Annotated in this window: 15 protein-coding genes; 6 read left to right on the forward strand and 9 right to left on the reverse strand. The window is 66.4% G+C overall.

Annotated features, from left to right (window positions below; all coding sequences use genetic code 11):
- Window positions 1–13: 13 nt before the first annotated feature.
- A complete protein-coding gene (locus tag CCOS865_RS17510) occupies window positions 14–1,105 on the reverse strand; it encodes a polyamine ABC transporter substrate-binding protein (RefSeq protein WP_119143089.1) in 1,092 nt (363 codons plus the stop codon).
- 49 nt (window positions 1,106–1,154) lie between these two features.
- Entirely contained in the window at window positions 1,155–2,513 is a 1,359-nt protein-coding gene (locus tag CCOS865_RS17515) for a glutamine synthetase family protein (protein ID WP_119143091.1), read from the reverse strand.
- 150 nt (window positions 2,514–2,663) lie between these two features.
- Here CCOS865_RS17515 and CCOS865_RS17520 point away from each other — a divergent pair, with 150 nt between their 5' ends.
- Both CCOS865_RS17520 and CCOS865_RS17525 read left to right on the forward strand, forming a co-directional pair.
- The gene (locus tag CCOS865_RS17520; RefSeq protein ID WP_119143093.1) at window positions 2,664–3,563 is read left to right on the forward strand and encodes a helix-turn-helix domain-containing protein; all 900 of its coding nucleotides are present in this window, start codon (window positions 2,664–2,666) and stop codon (window positions 3,561–3,563) included.
- A 69-nt stretch (window positions 3,564–3,632) separates the two neighbouring features.
- The gene (locus tag CCOS865_RS17525) at window positions 3,633–5,543 is read left to right on the forward strand and encodes a DEAD/DEAH box helicase (protein ID WP_119143094.1); all 1,911 of its coding nucleotides are present in this window, start codon (window positions 3,633–3,635) and stop codon (window positions 5,541–5,543) included.
- 136 nt (window positions 5,544–5,679) lie between these two features.
- On the opposite strand, the gene CCOS865_RS17530 is transcribed toward CCOS865_RS17525, so the two are convergent.
- Window positions 5,680–7,065, reverse strand: a complete 1,386-nt coding sequence (locus tag CCOS865_RS17530) for an aldehyde dehydrogenase family protein (RefSeq protein WP_119143096.1) — start codon at window positions 7,063–7,065, stop codon at window positions 5,680–5,682.
- A gap of 106 nt (window positions 7,066–7,171) precedes the next feature.
- Between CCOS865_RS17530 and ptrR the strand changes: the two genes are divergently transcribed.
- Both ptrR and CCOS865_RS17540 read left to right on the forward strand, forming a co-directional pair.
- Window positions 7,172–8,038 (forward strand): putrescine utilization regulator PtrR, encoded by an 867-nt coding sequence (gene ptrR / locus CCOS865_RS17535; protein WP_119143172.1) that lies wholly within the window; start codon window positions 7,172–7,174, stop codon window positions 8,036–8,038.
- Window positions 8,039–8,110: 72 nt separating this feature from the next.
- Window positions 8,111–8,554: a carboxypeptidase regulatory-like domain-containing protein gene (locus tag CCOS865_RS17540; RefSeq protein WP_119143098.1), complete on the forward strand. Its 444-nt coding sequence runs from the start codon at window positions 8,111–8,113 to the stop codon at window positions 8,552–8,554.
- Window positions 8,555–8,588: 34 nt separating this feature from the next.
- Here CCOS865_RS17540 and CCOS865_RS17545 read toward each other — a convergent pair whose 3' ends face one another.
- From CCOS865_RS17545 to CCOS865_RS17560, 4 genes are all read right to left on the reverse strand, one after another.
- Window positions 8,589–9,479, reverse strand: coding sequence for a universal stress protein (locus CCOS865_RS17545; RefSeq protein ID WP_119143100.1), 891 nt, complete (start codon window positions 9,477–9,479; stop codon window positions 8,589–8,591).
- Between the two features lie 83 nt (window positions 9,480–9,562).
- Window positions 9,563–10,147 (reverse strand): nucleotidyltransferase family protein, encoded by a 585-nt coding sequence (locus CCOS865_RS17550; RefSeq protein WP_119143102.1) that lies wholly within the window; start codon window positions 10,145–10,147, stop codon window positions 9,563–9,565.
- 97 nt (window positions 10,148–10,244) lie between these two features.
- A complete protein-coding gene (gene cuyB / locus CCOS865_RS17555; protein WP_119143104.1) occupies window positions 10,245–11,702 on the reverse strand; it encodes a cysteate racemase in 1,458 nt (485 codons plus the stop codon).
- 8 nt (window positions 11,703–11,710) lie between these two features.
- Complete coding sequence (locus tag CCOS865_RS17560; RefSeq protein ID WP_119143106.1) at window positions 11,711–12,991, reverse strand: dicarboxylate/amino acid:cation symporter; 1,281 nt, start codon at window positions 12,989–12,991, stop codon at window positions 11,711–11,713.
- A gap of 270 nt (window positions 12,992–13,261) precedes the next feature.
- Here CCOS865_RS17560 and CCOS865_RS17565 point away from each other — a divergent pair, with 270 nt between their 5' ends.
- Window positions 13,262–14,167: a LysR substrate-binding domain-containing protein gene (locus tag CCOS865_RS17565; RefSeq protein WP_119143108.1), complete on the forward strand. Its 906-nt coding sequence runs from the start codon at window positions 13,262–13,264 to the stop codon at window positions 14,165–14,167.
- A 43-nt stretch (window positions 14,168–14,210) separates the two neighbouring features.
- On the opposite strand, the gene CCOS865_RS17570 is transcribed toward CCOS865_RS17565, so the two are convergent.
- Complete coding sequence (locus tag CCOS865_RS17570) at window positions 14,211–15,632, reverse strand: efflux transporter outer membrane subunit (protein WP_119143110.1); 1,422 nt, start codon at window positions 15,630–15,632, stop codon at window positions 14,211–14,213.
- Window positions 15,633–15,651: 19 nt separating this feature from the next.
- Window positions 15,652–16,434, reverse strand: a complete 783-nt coding sequence (locus CCOS865_RS17575) for a helix-turn-helix transcriptional regulator (protein ID WP_119143112.1) — start codon at window positions 16,432–16,434, stop codon at window positions 15,652–15,654.
- 411 nt (window positions 16,435–16,845) lie between these two features.
- On the opposite strand from CCOS865_RS17575, the gene CCOS865_RS17580 reads away from it, so the two are divergent.
- Window positions 16,846–23,205: a non-ribosomal peptide synthetase gene (locus tag CCOS865_RS17580; RefSeq protein ID WP_119143114.1), complete on the forward strand. Its 6,360-nt coding sequence runs from the start codon at window positions 16,846–16,848 to the stop codon at window positions 23,203–23,205.
- Window positions 23,206–23,255: the final 50 nt, after the last annotated feature.

Here is a 23,255-nt window from a genome sequence, read left to right on the forward strand (position 1 = left end):
GCTGGTGCTCGCCTCAGCGGTTGGATTTGATCTTGCTCCAGGAGCGGGTCATGACGCGCATGATCTTCGCGCTCGGGGTGCTCGACACGTACAGTTTGTCCAGCACCTCCTGCGGCGGGTAGACCTCGGGGTTGTTCACCAAGGCCGGGGCCATGTGCTGCTTGGCCTCGAGGTTGGCGTTGGCGTAGCCGACCGTGGTGCTGACCTTGGCGATCACCTGCGGGTCGAGCAGGTAGTTGATGAAGGCCAGGGCCTGCTCGGGGTTGCTGGCGTCCTTGGGGATCGCCAGCAGGTCGAACCACAGGTTGCTGCCTTCCTTGGGAATGCTGTAGGCGATCTTCACGCCGTTTTTCGCCTCTACGGCGCGGTTGGCTGCCTGGAATACATCGCCCGAATAGCCGAAGGCGATGCAGACATCACCGTTGGCCAGGTCCGAGACGTACTTGGAGGAGTGGAAATAGGTGATGTACGGGCGCAATTTCAGCAGTTGCGCCTCGGCCTTCTTGTAGTCGTCCTCATTCTCGCTGCGCGGGTTCATGCCTAAATAGTTGAGCATCGCCGGGAACAGCTCGTCCGGCGAGTCCATGAAGGCCACGCCGCACTGCTGGAGTTTTTTCAGGTTCTCCGGCTCGAACAGCACCGCCCAGGAGTCGATCTTGTCGATACCCAAGGCAGCCTTGACCTTGTCGACGTTGTAGCCGATGCCGTTGGTGCCCCACAGGTACGGCACCGCGTACTGGTTGCCGGGGTCGTTCTGTTCGAGCTGCTTGAGCAGTTTGGGGTCGAGGTGCTTGAAGTTGGGCAGCTTGCTGCGGTCCAGCGCCAGAAAGGCGCCGGCCTTGGCCTGGCGCGCCAGGAAGTGGTTGGAGGGCACCACCACGTCGTAGCCGGTACGCCCGGCCAGCAACTTGCCCTCCAGGGTCTCGTTGGAGTCGAACACGTCATACACCACCTTGATCCCGCTGCTGGCCTGGAAGTCCGCCAGGGTGGTGTCACCGATATAGTCGGTCCAGTTGTACACGCTGACGCTCGGCTGGGCGGCCTGGGCGCTCGCGCCGAACAGCAGGGTGAATGCCGCGGGGATCAGGGCTTGCAAATGACGCATGTCGACACCTCGTTGGATTTTTTCTGGGGTCTGTTGCGGGTGCTCGGGATCAGACGCTGAGCATCAGGAACTCACGCTCCCAGGAACTGATCACCCGCTTGAAGTTCTCGTGCTCGGCGCGCTTGACCGCCACGTAGCCCTGGACGAACTGCTTGCCCAGGTAGTCTTGCAGGATCTGGCAGTCTTCCATGTGCTGCAGGGCGTCTTCGATGGTGATCGGCAGGCGCAGGTTGCGTCGCTCATAGGCGCGGCCCTGGACCGGCGCGCTCGGCTCGATCCTGTCGACCATGCCCAGGTAACCACAGAGCAGGCTCGCGGCAATCGCCAGGTACGGGTTGGCGTCGGCGCCTGGCAGGCGGTTTTCGACACGCATCGCTTCCGGGCTCGAAGTTGGTACCCGCAGGCCGGCGGTGCGGTTTTCTTCACCCCACTCGACGTTGACCGGCGCCGAGGTGTCGGGCAGGAAGCGGCGGAACGAGTTGACGTTCGGGGCGAACATCGGCAGCACTTTGGGGATGTACTTCTGCAGGCCGCCGATGTGGTGCAGGAACAATTCGCTCATGCTGCCGTCGTCGTTGGCGAAGATCGGCTTGCCGGTGGCGATGTCGACCACGCTCTGGTGCAGGTGCATGGCACTGCCAGGCTCGTCGGTGATCGGCTTGGCCATGAACGTCGCGGCGACGTTGTGCTTGAGCGCCGCCTCACGCATGGTGCGCTTGAACACGGTGATCTGGTCGGCCAGGTCGAGCGCATCGCCATGGCGGAAGTTGATCTCCATCTGCGCCGGGCCGTCTTCATGGATCAGCGTGTCGAGGTCCAGGCCCTGGATTTCGCACCAGTCGTAGACGTCTTCGAACAGCGGGTCGAATTCGTTGGCGGCGTCGATCGAGAACGACTGGCGGCCACTCTCGGCACGCCCGGAGCGGCCCATCGGCACCTGCAGCGGCAGGTCCGGGTCTTCGCAGCGCTTGGTCAGGTAGAACTCCATCTCCGGCGCGACGATCGGCTGCCAGCCCTTGTCGGCATACAGCTTGAGGACCTTCTTGAGGACGTTGCGCGGCGACAGCTCGATCGGGTTGCCCTGTTTGTCGAAGGTGTCGTGGATGACGATCGCGGTCGGTTCGATGGCCCAAGGGATCTGGTACACCGCCGACGGGTCGGGGCGGCAGATCATGTCGATGTCGGCCGGGTCGAGCAGGTCGTAGTAGATGTCGTCGTCGACGTAGTCGCCGGTCACGGTCTGCAGCAGCACGCTCTCGGGCAGGCGCATGCCGCGCTCATGGAGAAACTTGGCCGTGGGCGCGATCTTGCCCCGGGCGATGCCGGTCAGGTCGCTGATCACGCATTCGACTTCGGTGATGCGGTGTTCTTTCAGCCACGTTGAAAGCTGATCGAAGGGGGCGTTCATACAGACCTCAGGGTTGCCATTGGGTGGCGCATCGGTGCAGGAATCTTCCCAGGCGACGCGCTGAGGGCTATCTTGGGCGCAGCCCGCAGGGTTGATCTATCCACTTCTTTCGTTAGCAAATGCACCAAAAGAGTGCATATAGGATTTAGCGTGACAACGGCCAATGCCTTGCAAGTGCAGGCTTACCAGACCAGCGACGTGACCGAGCAGGTGCGTGCCACGCCCGGTTGGCAACAGCAGTACCGGCAGATGTCGCCGGGCCATTTCAATGGCCAGTTGCGCTGTCTGGGGCTCGAGGGCGTGGAGGTTTACGAAGAGCGTCTGAATACCCGCGTGGAGCAGTTTTTCAGCGCCCCAAGCGGGTCGTTGACGTTCTGCTTCGACCGCAGCGAAAACAGCCTTTACCTGCTCAATGAAGACAGCCGCAATATCTGGATCACCCCGGAGAACTACCAAGAGGTGGCGGTGGTGTTCGACCGCGGTTTCCTGCAGGGGCATGGCCTGGATGTCGCGCGCCTCGAGGGGTTGTTCATGGTGCCGCTGGACAGCGTGCAGAACGCGCTGTTCGGCAGTTGGCTCAGCGCTACCCTGACCCGCCTGGGGCAGGCGGATTGCCCGCTGGAGGGCAGGGCGCTGGCCGAACAGTTGCTGGAGGACTGCCTGTTCATCCTCGACGGCGCCAGCCAGCGCTTGCAGGGCGATGCCCTCGGGCGGCGCGGTGAGGCGCGCACGGTCATGCGCCGGGTCAGTGACTGGGCGGCGGATTGCCCGGACGAGACGCTGAACCTGGTGCAGCTGGCGCGGGTGGCCGGGGTCTCGGTACGCCAGTTGCAGCAGACCTTCAAGGCCTTCACCAACATGCCGCCGGCGCAATGGCTGCGCTTGCGCCGGCTCAACGGCGCGCGGCGGGACCTGCTGCGCGGTGGTGGCCCGACCGTGGCCGAGGTGGCGATGCGCTGGTCGTTCTGGCACCTGGGGCGGTTTTCCGAGAGTTACCGGCAGTTGTTCGGCGAGTTGCCGAGCGAGACGCTCAAGCGCGGCAGAAGCTGAGGGCCCTCCAGCCCAGCAGCGAATCCCCATTACTGGTATCGTGCGCGGCAGTTTCCCCCCGAGGTCCCGATGTTCTATCTGCCACTCACCAGCGAGCAGGCCGAGCCCCTTACCAGCTCGCCCGCCACCGACTTCATCAGCCGCGCCAGCTTGCTGGAGGCGGCCACCGTGCTGTTCATCCAGAACCTGCCGCGCCAGCACGGCGCGCCGTCGGTCGAGGCGCAGGAGCGGCGTTTCGCCGAAATCCTGCGCATCGCCGATGAAGTCGAAGCCGCGGCGCCTGGCCAGTTTCAGCAGCAGGTAGCCCAGCGCTTCGATGCCGAGGTGTTTGCCATGGGCCTGGGCATGCTGGGCGAGAACGGCATCGGCCTGCTGTCCGCCGAGCACCCGGTCGACCCGGTCGATCTGCGCGACACGGAAGGCGGCTGGAACTTCCGTTTTGCCGACAGCTACCGCCAACGGGTCACGCCATTGCAACCGGTCAGCCTGCCGTCGCTGTCGAGCGACCTGCGCCTGAGCGACCAGCAGAACCGCCTGCTGCGCGAATTCCTCTCCGGCGTTGACGAGTCGGTGGCCGTGCAAGGCTTTGCCGGTACCGGCAAGACGTTTCTGATCCACCAGTTCGCGCGCCTGCTCGACCCTCAGCGCACCTTGCTCCTGGCCATGACCGAAGGCCAATTGCGGGCGTTGCAGGCGCGGGTCAAGGACGCCTCGGCGTTTACCGCCATGACTTTCGGCCAACTGGCCGACGAGATCCTCAACCGCGACCTGACCAGCAACGGCTGGCGGCTGCGGGATGTCTACCGGACCAAGCTCTCGTGGCGCCCGCAGGAGGCGCAGGTGGTGCAATGGCTGGGGATACCCGATATCGGCCCGCTGGCCGCCCGTGAGGTGGTCGCCCTGTGCATCAAGGCCGTGCGCAGCTTCTGCCGCAGTGGCGATGCCACGTTGCAGCTGCAGCACCTGCCGTGGATGGGGCCAGGGTTTTCGCCGCTGGACCAGGAGGTGCTGCTGGAGAAGGCGCGCCTGTACTGGCAGCAGCTGATCCGCCCCGCGGCGCGGGAGATCCAGCTGCCGGTGCGTGACTATCACCGGGTCAAGCTGCTGTCGCTGACCCTTGAAGTGATCGACGTCCAGTTTAGCCATGTCATCGTCGACGAGGCGCACGAACTGTCAGCGCCGATGCTCGCGGTGCTCGACCGCAGCCCCCAGGCGATCATCACCCTGGGCGACGACCTGCAGAACCTCAATGGCTTGAGCCCGCACCATGGCGGGTTCATTCGCCAGCGTTGCATCGACCATTCGCTGCGCGCCGGGCCGGCCATGGAAGGCGTGCTCAACCCGTTGATCCTGGCCCACCCGGCGGCGATCCAAGCAGCCTTCAGCGGCAGTGCCGAGCACTACACGCGGGTGAGCTTCTTCGACACCGTGACGGTGCCGGAGCAGCCTACGGCGCTGATCGTCGATGACGAGTGGGGCTTGTTCGGCTGGTTCCAGCGCCTGACCCACCAGGGCGTGCCGTTCGTGTTGCTGCAGGGCGCGCGCAAGGAGTTCGAGCTGTTCGTCGAGGACTGCATCGAGCTGTACCGGCATGGCACGCGGCCGCGGCACAACATGCTGTTCCGCTATGCCAGCTGGCAGGCCTTGGAGCAGGACAAAGGCGATGACAAGGCGTTTGCCGCGGTGGCCAACATGCTGCGCAAGGGTTACTCGCCGGAGCACTTTGCCAAAGCCAAGAGTCGTTACCGCTGGGACAAGGCGCCCAAGCTGTTTCTCGGCCGGGTGCGGGATGTGAAGAACATGGAGTTCGCTCGGGTCATGGTGTCGCCGGAACTGATGGTGGCGCCTACGGCCGGGAACAACCGCAACGAGCGGGCGCGGATGCTCGCCGGTCTCTACACCGCGTGTTCGCGGGCACGGCATGAGCTGATCGTGCCGGGTGGCATGTTGGATTGGGTCAAGGATCAGGTACGCGATTGAATGTTTTGGGGGCGCGTTGCGCCCCTTTCGCGACACAAGGCCGCTCCCACAGTGGAACGCCTTGCGCAAGTCCCTTGTGGGAGCGGCCTTGTGTCGCGAAAGGGCCGCAAAGCGGCCCCAAAATCTCAGATCAGAATCAATTCCGATCCAGCCACACCGTCTGCACGTTACAGAACTCCCGCACGCCAAAGTGCGACAGCTCCCGCCCAAACCCGCTCTTCTTCACGCCGCCAAACGCCACGCGCGGATCAGAAGCGCAGTAGCCATTGATGAACACACCGCCGGTGTCCAGCGCTTCGGTCATCCGCTCCGCCAACGCCACATCCGCCGTGTAAATGGTCGCCGCCAGCCCGAACTCGCTGTCATTGGCCAGTTCCACCGCGTGCTCGGCATCGCGAGCGCTGATAATCGCCGCCACCGGCCCGAACAGCTCCTGCTTGAACGCGGTCATCGTCGAGGTCACCCCGGCAAACACCGTCGGTTCGTAGAAGTTGCCCACGCCTTCGACCTTCTTGCCCCCCAGCAGCAGGGTCGCGCCTTCCGCCAGCGTCGCCTGGACCTGCCCATCGAGCTCGTCACGCAAGTCGTAGCGGGCCATCGGGCCAATGTAAGTGTCGTCTTCCAGCGGGTTGCCGACTTTCAGTTGGCGGGTCGCCTCGACGAACTTGCGGGTGAACTCATCGACGATGCTGTCTTCGACGATCAGGCGCTTGGCCGCAGCGCAAACCTGGCCGGTGTTCTGGTAGCGGCCGATCACGGCAGCCTTCACAGCGGCATCGAGGTCAGCGTCTGCCAGTACGATGAACGGGTCGGAGCCGCCCAGCTCGAGCACGCACTTCTTCAGCGCGGCGCCAGCCTGGGCACCGATCGCCATGCCGGCGCGCACGCTGCCGGTCAGGGTGACGGCGGCGATCCGCGGGTCGTTGATCGCGCGGGTGACGCCTTCCGGGGTGACGTTGAGCACTTCGAAGATGCCTTCTGGCAGACCCGCCTGGCGAATGATGTCCAGCATCAGGTAGGCGCTGCCCATCACGTTCGGTGCGTGCTTGAGCACGTAGGTGTTGCCGGCCAGCAGCGCCGGTACCGCCCCGCGCAGCACCTGCCAGACCGGGAAGTTCCATGGCATGACCGCCAGGATCGGCCCCAGTGGGCGGTATTCGATGCGGGCTTTTTCAATCTGGGTCGGTTCTGGCGCGAGCATGGCAGGGCCGTGTTCGGCGTACCACTGGCACAGCCCGACGCATTTGCTCACTTCACCACGGGCCTGGCTGATCGGCTTGCCGATCTCGCGGCTGATCATCACCGCCAGGGCCTCGTGATTGGCCTGCAGGGCATCCGCCAGGGCCACCAGGTACTCGCTGCGCTGACCCAGCGACACCTTGCGCCATTGGTTGAAGCCAACCTTGGCGCGTTGCAGCGCCGCGTCCAGTGCGGCGTCGGTGTCGAAAGCGTAGTGGCCGATCTGTTCGCCGCTGTGCGGGTCGACCGAGATGGCGTGGGTCAGGCTGCTGATCTGGCTCATGGCGGAGTTCCTCGTTGTTGTAGTGAGTGGTGCTCAGACTAGTGGCGTGCATCTTTATTGAAAACTGAATAATAATGAGCGAAACATTCACGTTTGGAGAATGGCTGTGGACCTGGTGCAACTGGAAATCTTCAAGGCCGTCGCCGAACACGGCAGCATCAGCGCCGCCGCCCAGCAGATCCATCGGGTGCCGTCGAACCTGACCACGCGGATCAAACAGCTCGAGGAAGACCTCGGCGTCGAGCTGTTCATCCGCGAAAAAAGCCGCCTGCGGCTGTCGCCGGCCGGCTGGAATTTTCTCGAGTACACGCGGCGGATCCTCGACCTGGTGCACGAGGCGCGGCTGACCGTAGCGGGTGAAGACCCGCAAGGCACGTTCGCCCTGGGTTCGCTGGAAAGTACCGCGGCGGTGCGTATCCCGGCGTTGCTCGCGGCCTACAACCAACGCTTCCCCAAGGTCGACCTGGACCTCTCGACGGGGCCGTCCGGGACCATGCTCGAAGGGGTGTTGTCGGGTCGGCTGGTGGCCGCCTTCGTCGACGGGCCGGTGTTGCACCCGACCCTGGAGGGCATGGCGGTGTTCGAGGAGGAGATGGTGGTCATCGCGCCGCTCAACCATGCGCCAATCGGCCGCGCCCAGGACGTCAACGGCGAGAGCATCTATGCCTTTCGCGCCAACTGCTCGTACCGCCACCATTTCGAGAACTGGTTCGTCCAGGACCAGGCCGTGCCCGGCAAGATCCACGAAATGGAGTCCTACCACGGCATGCTCGCCTGCGTCAGCGCCGGTGCCGGCCTGGCGCTGATGCCGCGCAGCATGCTCGACAGCATGCCGGGGCTGAGTACCGTCAGTGTCTGGCCGCTGTCGCAGGACTTCCGCTACCTGAAGACCTGGCTGGTGTGGCGCCGGGGCACGGTGTCGCGCAGCCTGAGCATGTTCATCAAGCTGCTCGAAGAGCGCCGCGCCGCCTGACCGATGGGCCGAACGGCGGGCAGGCGGCAGCGTCAAAAGCAGAGTAACCATCCCTCGATGGAGGAGTGCATCATGCGCAACCATCACTACAGTGTGTGTGGCACGCTGCTGCTGGCGTTGGCCATGCCGTGGGGCCTGGCGGCCGCGGCCGATCCCGTTGCAGCGGTCGACTACCAGGCCGTCCAACTGCAGCCCCAGGAACAGAACGGCATTCGCTACCTGCAGGGCGGCATTGGCCAGGACGAAGCCCTGGCCTTGCGTCAGACACAAGGCTACAACCTGCACATCACCCTCTCGACCGGGCCTGAGGGCAAGTTCCAGAGCGGCGCGTCCGTGGCCATCCAAAGCGCCCAAGGGCAGCCAGTGATCACCCTTGAGGATGTCGGCCCCATGATCTATGTGCAGTTGCCGCCCGGGCACTATCGGGTGACGGGCCAGGCGGAAGGCCAGACCGTGCAGCAACTGGTCGTCGTCGACGGCAAGGGTCCGGCCAAGGTGGACTTGAACTGGCGCTAGCCGAGCGGCCGCGTGTCAGTTCGGCGCCGATACCTCAATGCCCCGCCTTGATCGCCAGCACATTGCACAGCGGATGCTCCAGCACATGCGCTGTAGTGCCGCCCAGGAACGTTTGCAAGGCATCGTGGCGATGGCTGCCCATGACGATCACATCGACCCGGCTGTGGCTGATGTACTGGGCGATCGCCCTGATCGCCGGGCCTTCGAGGAAGTGCCGGTGTTCCAGCTCGATCTGGTGATGGTCACCCAACTGGTTGAACGTCGTGCGCTGGGCGGTCCGCACACCGCCCTCGAAGCCCGGCATGGTCACCGTGCCGGCGCCAAAGTCGGCCAGGTGGGTCTTGCTCGCGTCGCACACGTGCAGCAGGTGCAGTTCGGCGTTGCACTGCAAGGCCAGGGCGCGGGCGGTGTGAATCACTTGCTCGTCGAGGTGCTCGCCGGCGCCGTGGCTGTTGAGGTCGACGGCGGCGGCGATCTGCCTGGGCAACGGCAGGCGGATGTCGCTGACCAGGTGCACGGCGACCGGGCTGTCCTTGAGCAGCTGCCAGTCCAGTGGCGTCACCAGCAAGCGCTTGAGCACCGGCTCGTGCTGCACATCCTTGATCAACAGGTCGCAGCCCAGCCGTTCGACCTGTTCGAGCACGCTGCCCAGCGGGTCGCGGGTGAGCAGCAGGTCAGTGGAAACATCCAAACCGCTGTCGCGCAGCTGTTCGGCTTCGTCGGCCAGCCACAGGCGATTGTGCGTGAGCAGGCGCTCGCGCTCGCTGCCATCGCTCATCAGGCCGAACGTGTCGACATCGTCGACCATTACGTTGATATCCAACAGCGCGCCGCTGGATTCGGCCAGCGCCGCCGCCCGCTGCAAGGCGGGTGTATGGCGCATCTGCGGGCCGAGCATGACCAACATTCGCTTGAACTGGCTCATCTCACACCTCCACGTGTGGCAGCCCCCCGTTCATGCCGTGCGGGTACGCCGGATCACATGGCCCGGCAAATCCCACCTCTAGTCTAGACCCTGTCTGGCCCTGGCAGGTCGCTGGGGTGATCGATGTCCAGCAGCACCCCGGGGTCGTCCACCGCCAACGTCAGCACCTGCGAAGGGTGCGCCTGCAACACGGCGCGGGCCCCTTGGTCGCCTTCGAGCCTGGCCAGTTCGGGCCACAGGGCCCGTCCGAAGACCACCGGGTGGCCGGGCCTGCCCTGAAAGGCGGGGCGGCAGATGCCCTCGCGGCTGGCATGGGCGAGCAGGGTGGCGAGGGTGCCTGGCTGGATGAACGGCATGTCGCCGAGCAACAGCACCAGGGCGTCGGCATCGCTCGCCCGGCTGATGCACTCGACACTGGCGGCAATGCTCTGGCCTAGCCCCAGCCGGCTGCGGCTGGATTGCACGATGTGCACCTTGGCGGGCAGGTGGGCAGGTGGCGGGTCGTCATCGCGCAGGGCCAGCCAGACCTCCTCCAACAGCGCGCAGGGCAGCGCCAGGCTGGATTGCAGCAAGGTCCTGCCAGCATCCAGAGGGTGATGGCGCTTGTCGCTGCCGAAGCGCCGGCTACGGCCAGCGGCGAGTACCAGGGCAACTGCCTTGCAGGTCATGCTGGAGATTCCTTGTCCGAGGTTCGCTGGCTGGTGCTTGCCCCGCGATGAGGCCAGCACAGCGAGCTCATGCTAGCAGCCTATCAGCAGGAGCCGCCTAGCGTCCTGTCAGCCCCAGTTTCACGCAGCGTTTCGCCAACACCCTCGTAGGGTCCACATAGGTAACGCTCACCCCATCCAGTACCTCCTCGCCAGCGGCCTGGATCAACGGCAGCTCGGTGCACCCCAGAATCAGCACCCGCACGCCCATCTCCACCAGTTGTTGCGCCGCCATGCGCAGATCCTGCCGACACTGCCCCTCGGTAAACCCGGCTTTGACCCCGCACTCACCATAAATCGCCTGCATCACCCGCGCCTGACCCGCGTCGTCGGGGACCTTCAGCACCAGCCCGAGCCGCCCGGCGACCTCGTGGTAGACCCGGCTCTGCAGCGTCCCCGAAGTCGCCAAAAGGCCGATTGGCAGGCCCTCGCCAAAGTGCTCGCGTATATACCCCAGGGTCTCTTCCAGCATATTGACGATCGGCACCCGCAGATGACCCTGGATCCGCTCGACATAGGCATGCGCCGTGTTGCACGGGATGGCGATCGCCTGCGCGCCTTCGTCTTCGAGGCGCTTGCAGGTGGCATACAGGGCCACGGTCGGGTCGCTGGCGCCGTGCAGCAGGTTGGCCGTGCGATCGGGAATCTGCGGGTTCTGCTCGACCACCAGCTTGAGGTGCTCCTGGTCTCGGCCCGCCGGGGTCTCCTGAACCACCTTGGCGATGAAATCGACCGTTGCCGCCGGCCCGACACCGCCGACGACGCCAAGCTTGAACGGCATCGGCGCAGGCACCGCGAGGTCGCTGCTGGCGTAGTCGGCATAGGCCTGGTTGGCGTCCACCAAGGGCACGCCGCGACCCTGCAGGTCGCTGGCCACCAGCGAAAGCTCGGTCATCCCGGGCAACAGCAACGTCGCCCCTTGCGCCTGCAGCTCAAGGCACACCTGATGCAACTGCTCCAGCACCTCGCCCTCCAGGTGGCCACGCTTGATGCCACGTGCGCCATAGACCGCTTCCATCAGCCGCGCCTGGCTGCGTGGGCTCGGATAGACCAGTTCGAAGCGGTCGCCGAAATGCCGCTCGAAGCTGCCTGACGCGCGGACATAATCCGACGCCAGCACGCCCAGCCGGGCACCGTCTACAACGCGCTGCGCCAAGGGGAATTCGAGTGCGGCGAACAGGTCCAGGATCGGGATCGGCAACTCGGCCTGCAACTCGCCGAGCACACTCTGGCTGGCAAAACAGGGCACCAGCAGCGCATCGGCGCCGCGCTCGGCGAAGCGCTGGCCGGCCTGGAACACATACAGCTGGCGTGACGTCAGCCGTGCGCCGGCCTCCAATGGCAGCTCGAGGTCCCTGAACGGGTGTTGCTCGAACAACAGGTGATAGCGGCCCTGATCGGCCAGCAACGGCTGGCTCCTGAGCAGTTTGTAGAACAGGTCGCCGCCAGCCAGGGCGCCGAGGCCGCCGATGACGCCAAGGGTACGGGTGGGTTGACGCGCAGGGTTGCTGTTCATGGTCGGTCTCAGGCGTTTTGTACGGCGATCGGAGGGGCGGCGGGCGCAGTCTCGTCCTGCTCGCCTCGACGTTTCTCGAGGTCGGCGATCACGGCAGTGGCAATGCTGTTGCCGACCACGTTGGTGGCAGTGCGGGCCATGTCGAGGAACTGGTCGATAGCCAGGATCAGCAGCAGCCCGGCTTCGGGCAGGTTGAACATCGGCAGCGTTGCCGCGACCACCACCACCGAGGCGCGGGCCACGCCGGCCATGCCCTTGCTGGTGATCATCAGGGTCAACAGGATCAACAACTGCTGGGCAAAGCTCAGCTCGATGTTGTAGGCCTGGGCGATGAACATGATGGCGAAGGCCTGGTACATCATCGAGCCGTCCAGGTTGAACGAGTAACCCAGTGGCAGGACGAAGCTGGAGACCCGCTTGGGCGCGCCGAATTTCTCCAGGGCGTCGATGGTCTTGGGGTAGGCGGACTCGCTGCTGGCCGTGGAGAAGGCCAGCAGCACCGGCTCGCGGATCAGCTTGGCGAGGGTGAACACCGGGCGCCCAAGGAACATGAAGCCCACCGCGAACAGCAGCGCCCACAGCAGCAGGATGCCCAGGTAGAACTGGCCGATCAGCTTGCCGTAGTCCAGCAGCAGGCCGATACCCTGGGCGGTGATCGCCGCGGCAAGTGCTGCGAACACGCCCACGGGGGCGAACAGCATGACGTAGTCGGTGATGCGGAACATGACCTTGGCCAATTCGTCGACCAGGTTGGCGATGGCGTTGTGCCCCTGACGCTTGGCGTAGGCCAGGGCCAGCCCGAAGAACAGCGAGAACACCACGATCTGGAGGATTTCGTTGTTGGCCATGGCTTCGGCAATGCTGCGTGGGAACACATGGCCGATGAACGCCTTGAGGCTGAAATCGCCTGCACTGACTGCGGCCTGGGCGCTGCCCTGGCTGACGCTGAGGTCGAGGTGGGCGCCGGGCTGGAACAGGTTGACCAGCAACATGCCGAGTGCCAGCGACGCGAACGAGGCGCAGACGAACCAGGTCATCGCGCGCAGGCCGATGCGGCCCACCGAGCCCGAGCTGCCAAGGCTGGCGATGCCACCGACCAGGGTGGCAAACACCAACGGGGCGATGATCATCTTGATCATGCGCAGAAAAATATCCGTCACCAGGCTGAAATAACCGGCGATACGCTGACTGGCTTGAGCATCCTCGGCGTAATGATGGCAGCCCCAGCCCACCAGGATGCCGAGCACGATCGCCAGGGCGATATAGCGGGGGAGTTTCTTGTGGTTCATCGCAACCTCTCTTGTTGTGGGTCGCCACCACCGGTGGCTGACAACAACAGACTAAAAGTGATCGAGAGGGGCCTTGATGAGTTCGCACCATAGTTCGATGCGACAATTGCATAGTTTGCCAATACTGCCGATTGGCTTCGAACGGGTGACCATTTGCGACGAAATACTCAATGAATCACTGCGGTAGGCAAACGCCTGAGTGGTCGTCTCTCGCGATAGCGCCAAAGCGGCCTTAAAATCGCCTTATTCACGCTCACACCCAGGCACCCCATGCAAACCAAATGGATCGACGACCTCCTGGCAGTGGCCCAGACCAAGAACTTCTCCCGCGCTGCCGAGATCCGTTGCATCACCCAATCGGCGCTGTCCCGACGCATCCGCTCACTGGAAGAATGGGTTGGCGTCGAACTGGTCGACCGCGGCACGTACCCCGTGCAGCTGACCCAGGCTGGCCAGACCTTCTGCGCCGAGGGCGGCGAAGCGCTGGCCAGCTTCATGCAACTGCGCACCGCGCTGCGCCGTGGCGAACGCATGCCCGGCCGCTCGATCCAGGTCGTTGCCGGGCACACCTTGTCGATGACCTTCGTGCCGCAATGGTTCGCCGCGTTTCAGCGGCGCAACGGCTACTTCAACGCACGGGTACTGGCCGATAACGTCCAGGAGGCGGTCATTGCCCTGGCCGAGGGCAACTGCGACCTGATGATCGGCTACAGCCACCCGCAGGTGCCGATCTTTCTCGATCCGGACAAGTTTGTCGGCCTGCGCCTGGGCATCGACCGTTTCATCCCGGTGTCCGCGCCCGACGCGCAGGGCCAGGCGTTGTTCCGTTTGCCGGGTGACAGCCAACAGCCGATTCCGTACCTGGGGTACACCGCGACATCGTTTCTCGGTCGGGTGGTCGAGATGATCCTGCGCGCTGCGCCGCAACCCCTGGCGCTGGAACGCTTCCATGAAGCCGACATGGCCATGCACCTGGCGCGCATGGCGCGCGAAGGCTATGGCGTCTGCTGGGTGCCGGTCTCGGCGGTCGAAGACGAACTGGCGGCGGGCCGCCTGGTGCCGGCGGGCGACACGCAGTGGAGTGCGGAGCTGGAGATCTGGTCGTTCAAGGCCATCAATAACAGCAACCCGACCATGCTCGAACTGTGGCGGTCACTGGAAAAGGACGTGCGTTGATCGGCGCGGCAAAACCGCTCAGGCTGTGCTCCAGGTTGGCGGCTCAATTCGTCGCGCCCAGCACAGGGCCGGCATTCTCTCCCCAACCACCCCCCAGCGCCGCATACAGGTTCACCTCTGCCAGCAACTGCGCCAGGCGATCGTTGATCAGCCCCTGCTGGGCGCTGAACAGCGCGCGCTGGGCGTCGAGAAACACCAGGCTGCTGTCGACGCCATTGCGGTAGCGGTTGTTCGCCAGGTCGTAGTAGCGCTGTGTCGAGGCGACCAGGTCGCGTTGCGCCTGCACCTGGCGCTGGTAGGTGGCGCGCGCGGCCAGGCCGTCGGCGACTTCCTGGAAGGCGCCTTGGACGGCTTTCTCGTACTGCGCCACCTGGATGTCCTTCTGCAGCCGCGCAGCGTCGAGGCTGGCGCGCAGGCTGCCGGCATTGAAGATCGGCAGGCTGATCTGTGGCTGGAACAGCCAGGTGCCGGAGCCGCCGGTGAACAGGCCGGACAGCTCGGGGCTGGTGGTGCCGGCGTTGGCGGTCAGGCTGATGCTCGGGAAGAACGCCGCACGCGCCGCGCCGATGTTGGCGTTGGCGGCCAGCAGGTCGTACTCGGCCTGGACGATGTCGGGCCGGCGTTGCAGCAGTGCCGAAGGCAAGCCCGCCGGCAATTGTGCTACCTGTGCGCTGGTCAGCGGTGCGCCGGGCAGCGCATCGGGCAGGCTTGCGCCGACCAGCAGGCCCAGGTTGTTGAGGTCCTCGGCGATTTGCCGGCGGTAGCGCGCCACGGCGGCGCGGGTGCTGTCGACGCTGGTCTGCGCCTGGATCTGCTCGAGTGCCGAAACACTGCCGACGCGGCGCTGGCCGCGGGTCAGGCGCAGGCTTTGTTCGTCTGCGGCGAGGGTGTGCAACGCTACCTCGAGCAGCTCCTGGTCGGCACGCCAGGTCAGGTAGCCGCTGGCGACGCTGGCCACCAGGCTCAGTTGCACGCTGCGCCGGGCCTGGTCGCTCGCCAGGTAGGTCAGCAGCGCCTGGTCGCTGAGGCTGCGCACGCGGCCGAACAGGTCCAGCTCATAGGCGCTGATGCCTAATGTGGTGGCCTGCGTCGAGCTGATCACGCCCTCACCGGTGCCGGTGCTGTTGCGTGGCAGGTACTGGCGTTGGCCCGAAGCGTCCAGCGAGACTTTGGGCAACAGGTCGGCGCGCTGGATGCGGTACTGCGCGCGGTACGCCTCGACGTTCAACGCCGCCACCCGCAGGTCGCGGTTATTGCCCAGGGCCAGGTCGATCAGCTGGCGCAGGGCCGGATCACTGAACACCCCGCGCCAGTCCTCGGCGCTGGCGCCGGCTGTGTTGACGGTTGCGTAGGCCGGTCCCTGCGGGTAGCTGGCGGCAACGGGCGCGGCGGGGCGCCGGTAGTCCGGAGCCAGGCTGCAGCCGCCCAGGCACAGGACGAGCAGGGTGAGGGTGGATCTGCGCATCAGCAATTCCCTTGCAGGTTCAGGCGCCGGCCATCCATTTGGCCAGGCCGTGGCGGCCACTGACGCCGAGCTTGGCGGTGGCGCGCTTGAGGTAGGTTTCCACCGAGCTGTTCTTGACGTTGAGCTGGTGCGCCATCTGCGGCACCGTGCCGCCGGTCAGCAAGCCCAGGCAGACTTCCTGTTCGCGGGCCGACAGGGTGATCGCGTCCAGCGCCAGGCGCTCGCCGAAGGCTTGACGCAACGAGCCGCTTTGCAGTTCCGCCGGCGCAGTGCCGAGGCCCCGGCCAAGGGCCTGGGCGAGGATCTGGCCGTGGTGCTCGACCAGCGGCAGCAAGGTGTCGGAAAGGTTCTTGAGCAGCGACAGCTCGGCCAGCGAGAAGCCCCGCTGGCTGGGCAGCCGATGGCAGCCGATCACCCAGCGCCGGTCACGGCTGCGCGACACCAGGTGGCACTGGTGCGCGCCGTGGCGGGCCTGCTCGGGGTCTTGCGGAGCCTTGAACTGGATCAGCAGCGGGTCCTTCATCTGCATGATGCTTTGCAGCAGCGGATGGCGCAGGGTGTTCGCGGGCGGCGCCTCAGGCGCCAGGCCGGCACTGCCAAGCAGCTTGATATGGCTGACGCTGGTCTGACGCGGGTCGAGGGTCCATTCGCTGAGTTCGAGCCGGTGGATCGGCACTTGGGCGTCGACCAGGCGGTGCATCTGCTCGGCGAAGCTGTCGTCGCCGGTGCTGGCGACCAGCTCACCGAGTTGCAGATAGAGGTGTGGGTCGGGGCGGTGTGCGTGGCTGTCGTTCAGCTTCATAGGTCGGCTCATCCTTGATTCCGGGCATTACGGCGGGTGGTCTCGCGGTCGAGTACTCCTGGCAATGGTGTGGCGCTATTCAAGCTCGGCGCCTGTTCGACGTCTGTAATGGAAATCCGGGACAGAAAATGCCAGCAATCGCGCGCCGCTGGGGCGTTGCGGGTTTCCTGCTGCAATCGCTGATGGCATCGGTAGCCAGCTAATTGACGTCAGAAAGGCAGACGATCCCGACCTTTCAGCGCTGATGCTCGAAGACGTAGGCTTGATCCGGTGCTGCTCTATGGCAGATCTCCTACACGATTTTCAGCGCCCGGCGCTGGGGGGCCAGGCTGTCCGGGTTTCAGGGGCCATACAGGCCGAGGCGAGGGTGCTTGAATCCGCCGATGACCCTTCAGAAGGACCTGCCAAGCCATGCCCGCCGCCGAAACCTTTGCCCTGACCACTGCCCAGCGCGACATCTGGCTGGACCAGATCAGCCATGGCGACTCGCCGCTGTACAACATTGGCGCCTATGTCGAGCTGGCCGGGGCGGTGGATGCCGAGCGGTTGCGGCAGGCGCTGAACCACCTGGCGAGCCTGCACGACGCGCTGCGCACGGTGCTGGTGACGGGCAGCGAGCCGAGCGGGGTGCCTCGCCAGTATTTTGCCGCGTCGCTGGCCGTCGAGCTGATCGAGTGGGACGTGCAGCACGGCCCCGAGCCGCGCGCCGCTGCCCAGGCACTGCTGAACGCCCAGATGCAGCGGCCCTGTGCGCTGGACAGCAGCCCGCTGTGGCGCGCGATGCTGATCCGCGTCGACGCCCAGGGCTACCTGTTCGCCGTGCAGGCCCATCACCTGATTCTCGACGGCTGGGGTGTCGACCAGCTGTTCAAGCAGGTTGCCGACTACTACCGCCTCCTCGAACACGGCCAGCCGTTGCCCGACAGCGCGCCGTCGTACCGTGCGTTCATCGATGACGATGGCGCTTACCAGGCATCGCCCCGACAAGCCCGCGACCGCGACTATTGGCTGGGCAAGTACCAGCAGCTGCCGGATGCCTTGCTGTTGCCGCGTGAGCGCGGCGCCGTCGCCAGCGGCGACCCTAGCGGCGCACTCGAGCTGCCATTCGACAGCGCGCTGCTGGCACGCATGCATCAGCTCGCCGGGACGTTGCAGGCGTCTGCCTTCCATGTGCTGCTGGGCGCTTTGCACGTCTGCTGCGCGCGCACCTGGCAGCGTGACGAATGGATCGTCGGCCTGCCGGTGCGCAACCGCGCCAATGCCCGTTTCAAGGCGACCTTGGGGCTGTTCACCCAGGTCAGCGCGTTGCGCATGGACTTTGGCCGCAGCCAGTCGTTCGCCGACCTGGTGGGCGGCATTCGCGACGCCCTCAAGCAGGACTTTCGCCACCAGCGCTTCGCCCTCAGCGAGCTGAACCGCAGCCTTGGCGTGCTGCGCGAAGCGCGTGCGCAACTGTTCGAGCTGGTGGTCTCCTACGAGGAGGACAGCAATGACCTGCGCTACGGCGAGATCCCCGGGCACACGGTGATGATCAGCAACGGCCATGAGCCGACACCGTTGACCGTGCACCTGCGCAGCAACAGCCAAAGTGGCAAGGCCTGCCTGCACCTGGTGCACAACCGCGCCTGGTTCAGCTCGGCAGACGTCGAGGCGCTGGCGGCGCGCCTGCTGCACGTGCTGGAGCAGGGGCTGAGCCAGCCACAGCTGGGGATTGACCAGTTCGACCTGCTGACCGCCAGCGAGCACACGCAACTGCAGCGCTGGAACGATACCGACCTGGCAGCCCAGGCAGAACGGCTGATCCACCGCCGGGTCGAGGCCCAGGCCAAGGCCCGGCCTGAGGCGCTGGCGCTGGTGCAGGACGGGCGCAGCCTCAATTATGGCGAGCTGGACCGGCGCGCCGAGCTGCTCGCCCAGCGCCTGGTCGCCCTGGGCGTGGGGGCCGATCAACGCGTCGCGGTGATCGCCCGCCGTGACCTCGACACCCTGGTCGGCTTGCTGGCGGTGCTCAAAGCGGGCGGCGCGTATGTGCCGATCGACCCTGCACACCCGCATGAGCGGCTGGCCTACCTGCTTGAAGACAGTGCCCCGCGGGTGCTGCTGACCCAGTCGGCGCTGGTCGGGCGCCTGCCTGAGCATGCCCTGCCACAGATCGAGCTGGACCGCTTCGACTGGCAGGCGGCCGGTAGCGTCTCTGCCATCACCTGCCAGGCCCCGCACAACCTTGCCTACGTCATCTACACCTCCGGCTCCACGGGCCAGCCAAAAGGTGTGATGGTCGAGCACCAGAGCCTGGCCAACCTGGTCGACTGGCACTGCCAGGCCTTCGACGTGGGCCCCGGCCGCCAGCAGTCGTGCCTGGCCGGGTTTGGCTTCGATGCCATGGCCTGGGAGCTCTGGCCCGCCCTCTGCAGCGGTGCCACCCTGCACCTGGCACCGCCGCGCGACGGTGCCGAGGACATCGACGGCTTGCTCCGTTGGTGGCGGGCGCAGCCGTTGGATGTCAGCTTCCTGCCCACCCCGGTGGCCGAGCATGCGTTCGCCCAAGGTGAACCGCACCCGACCCTGCGCACCCTGCTGGTCGGCGGCGACCGCCTGCGCCGGCTGGCGCGGGAGCGTGGCTACCGGGTGATCAACAACTATGGGCCGACCGAGGCCACCGTGGTCGCCAGCGCCGGTGAAGTCGAGGCGGGTGGCCCGCTGCATATCGGCCGACCTGTGGCCAACACCCGGCTGTACGTGCTTGACGCGCAGCAGCGGTTGCTGCCGATCGGCGCCACCGGCGAGCTGTATGTCGGCGGTGCCGGGGTCGCGCGCGGCTACCTGAACCGGCCGCAGATGACCGCCGAACGCTTTCTCGATGACCCGTTCCACCCCGCACCCGGCGCGCGCCTGTACCGCACCGGCGACCTGGTGCGCTGGCTGGCCGACGGCACCCTGGAGTACCTCGGGCGCAACGACGACCAGGTGAAGATCCGCGGCGTGCGCGTCGAGCTGGCCGAGATCGAGGCGGCCCTGGCCAGCCATGCGGCGGTGCGCGAGTGCGTGGTGCTGCTGCGCGAAGGCCAGTTGCAGGCCTGGTTCATCGGCGCGGCGGCAGTGACGCCGCTGGCGTTGCACGCGCATCTGCGCAGCCGCCTGCCCGCCGCGTTGCTGCCGGTGGCCTATGTATGCCTGGCGGCCTGGCCGCTCACGGCCAACGGCAAGCTCGACCGTCGGGCGCTCCCGGCGCCCGACGCCGAGGCCTTGTTACAGCGCCTGCATGAAGCCCCCGAGGGCGATATCGAACAGCGCCTGGCGCTGCTCTGGGCCGAGCTGTTGCAGGTCGAGCGGGTAGGGCGCCAGGACCACTTCTTCGAGCTCGGCGGCCATTCGCTGCTGGCTGTGCAACTGATCGCGCGCATGCGTGAGCAAGGCTTGCAGGCCGACGCCCAGGTGCTGTTCGGTCAGCCGACCCTGGCCAGCCTGGCCGCCGCCGTGGTGGTCGGCGAGGCGCCGAGCGTGCCGGCCAACCGCATCCCGCCGGGCTGCCAGCGGATCACCCCGGACATGCTCGCACTGACCGAGCTGGATCAGGCGGCCATCGAGCGGATCGTCGCCGGCGTGCCCGGCGGTGCCGCCAATGTGCAGGAGATCTACCCGCTGGCGCCGCTCCAGCAAGGCTTGCTCTACCACCACGTCACCGACGTGCGTGACCCGTACCAGCAGCAGGCGCTGTTCGCCTTCGCCAGCCACGCCCAGTTGCAGGCTTTTGCCCAGGCCCTGCAACAGGTGATCGAGCGCCATGACATCTTGCGCACCAGCCTGGTCTGGGAAGACCTCGAGCAGCCGCAGCAGGTGGTCTGGCGCCAGGCGCGCCTGGAGGTGCACACGCTCGCGTGCGACCCTGCCAGCGCCGATGTCGCCGCGCAGCTGCGCAGTCATTACGACCCCGGCCAGAGCGCCCTCGACCTGCGTCACGCGCTGATGATGGCGCTGGGCTGCGCCGCAGACCCGCAGCGCGGCCGCTGGCTGGGCCTGCTGCGCTTCCACCACCTGATCAACGACGCGGTGTCGATCCAGGTCCTGCTCGGCGAGCTGGAGGCGTTCATGCACGGGCGCAGTGAGCAGTTGCCGGCGCCGGTGGCCTACCGCGAGTACGTCGCACGCAGTGGCGCGGCGGCGCGTCAGGCCCGCCACGAAGCGTTCTTCCGGGCACAGCTGGCCGGTGTCGAGGCGCCCGCGCCGATCCCAGGCCTGGGCGGTGTGCCGGTCGATGAAGACGATTTGCAGACCCACACCCAGCCCCTTGACCCGAGCCTCATCGAGCCCCTGCGCGAGCAGGCCCGGCAACAGGGCGTCAGCCTCGCCAGCCTGTTTCACCTGGCCTGGGCACAGGTGTTGGGCACGCTTGCGGGGCAGGACCAGGTTACCGTCGGCACGGTATTGCTCGGCCGGGCCATGGCCGGTGAGGGCGCCGATCGCGCCTTGGGCATGTTCATCAACAGCCTGCCGCTGCGGGTCGACCTGGCCCAGGGCAGCGTTGCGCAAACCTTGCGCGAGACCCATGCACGCCTCGCCGGCCTGCTCGGCCACGAAGACGCGCCGTTGCTGCTGGCCCAGCGTTGCAGTGGCCTGCCGGCCGGCACGCCGCTGTTCCACAGCCTGATCAACTACCGCTCAGGCGGCCTGTTGCAGGCCGAGGTGCTGCCGGGGGTGCAGTTGCTCGAGGCCAGCGAAGTGCTCAGCCATGCCCTGGTGCTGACGGTGGATGACCACGCCCAGGGCGTCCAGGTTGCGCTGCGGGCCCCGCGCGCGATCGGCGCGCAGCGCGTAACGGACTACCTGACGACTACGCTGGCCAGGTTCACCGAGGCCCTGGCGCAAGGCGCCGGCATGCCCTTGCAGTCACTGTGCAGCGTGCCCGCCGGCGAACTCCAACGCCTGCTGCACGCGTTCAATGCCAGCGATGACCCGCACAGCCCCGTGCAGCAGACGCTGCCAGCGCTGTTCGAGGCCCAGGTGCGGCGCACGCCTCACGCGATAGCGTTGCAGACCGACAGCACCAGCCTGGATTACCAGACCCTCAATGCCCAGGCCAACCGCCTGGCTCATCAACTGATCGCGCGGGGCGTCGAGGCCGACAGCCGGGTGGCGGTGTGCGTCGAGCGCGGTGAGGCGCTGATCGTCGCGCTGCTCGGGGTGCTCAAGGCCGGTGGCGCCTATGTACCAATGGACCCAGGCTACCCGAGCGAGCGCTTGCGTTTCATGCTCGACGACAGCGCACCGCAGGTGGTGCTGGTGCACGGCGCCACGCTGGGCCTGTTCGACCAGTTGCCGGCGCCGCTGCTCGACCTCGACCGTGACGGGGCCACTGGCTACCCGCAGGACAACCCACAGGTTGCCGGCCTGGGCCCTGCGCACCTGGCCTACGTGATGTACACCTCGGGCTCCACGGGCACGCCCAAAGGGGTGATGGTCGAGCACCGCGGCCTGTGCAACCTGATGCACTGGGGCTCGCTGATCTGTCCCCCACAGGCGGGGGATGCCTTGCTGCAACGGGCGCCGTTCAGCTTCGACGGTTCGGTCTGGGAGCTGTTCTGGCCGCTGGTGGCGGGGCTGCGGCTGGTGCTGGCGCGGCCCGATGGCCACCGCGACCCGGCTTATCTGGTGGAGTTGATCCAGGCGCGCCAGGTGACCACGGTGAAGTTCGTGCCGGCGCTGCTGCATCAGTTTCTCGAGCAACCGGGGGTCGAGCGCTGCAGCAGCCTGCGCGAGATCTTCTGTGGCGGTGGCGAACTGACCCTGGCGCTGTTGCGCAGCGTGCGCGAACGCCTGCCGCAGGTGCGCGTGCACAACGTCTATGGCCCGACCGAGGCGACCGTCGACAGCACCGCCTGGACCCTGCACCCGCATCAGCCGCTGCCCGACCTGCCACCGCCGATCGGCCGGCCGATCAGCAATACCCGTCTGTATGTGCTCGACGCCCACGACCGACCCGTTCCGTTGGGCGCTATCGGTCAGCTGCATATCGGCGGTGTCGGCGTGGCGCGCGGCTACCTTGGGCTGCCGACGCTGCAGGCCGAGCGCTTCATCGCCAGCCCGTTTGTCACGGGGGACCGCCTGTACCGCACCGGTGACCTGGTGCGTTATCGCCTGGACGGGGAGCTGGAGTTCGTCGGGCGCAACGACTTCCAGGTCAAGTTGCGTGGCTTGCGGGTCGAGTTGGGCGAGATCGAGGCGCTGCTGGGTGAGCATCCGGCCGTCGGCCAGAGTGTGGTGCTGATGCGCGAGGAGCGCCTGGTGGCCTATTTCACCTGCCGCGATGGGCGCCCGGCGCCGGCCCTGGAGGTGCTGCGCAGCCACCTGCTGGCGCGCTTGCCGGAGTACATGGTGCCGCAGGCGTTCGTCGCCTTGGCCGTGTTGCCCTTGAGCACCAATGGCAAGGTCGACCGCCAGGCGCTGCCGGCACCGGGCGCCGAGTCGGTGATCAGCCGCGCTTACCAGGCGCCACAGGGCGAGCTGGAGACGGCCCTGGCCGAGATCTGGACGCAGGTGCTGAAGATCGAGCAGGTCGGGCGCGATGACAACTTCTTCGAGCTCGGCGGGCATTCGCTGCTGGCGGTGGGGTTGGTCGCGCGCATGCGCCAGGCCGGCTTGCACGTCGATGCGCGCACCTTGTTCAGCCAGCCGACCCTGGCCGGGCTGGCGGCCAGTACCCGGCTCGAGCAGGTGCAGGTGGTGATCCCCGAGACGACCATCCCCAAGCTTGCCACCCGGCGGCGTCTCTGAGCCCTCCGCCGGGGCCGCCTCACGGCCCCGGCATTTGCCCTGACGGGCAT

The sequence above is a fragment of the Pseudomonas reidholzensis genome (assembly GCF_900536025.1).
Taxonomy (GTDB): Bacteria; Pseudomonadota; Gammaproteobacteria; order Pseudomonadales; family Pseudomonadaceae; genus Aquipseudomonas; species Aquipseudomonas reidholzensis.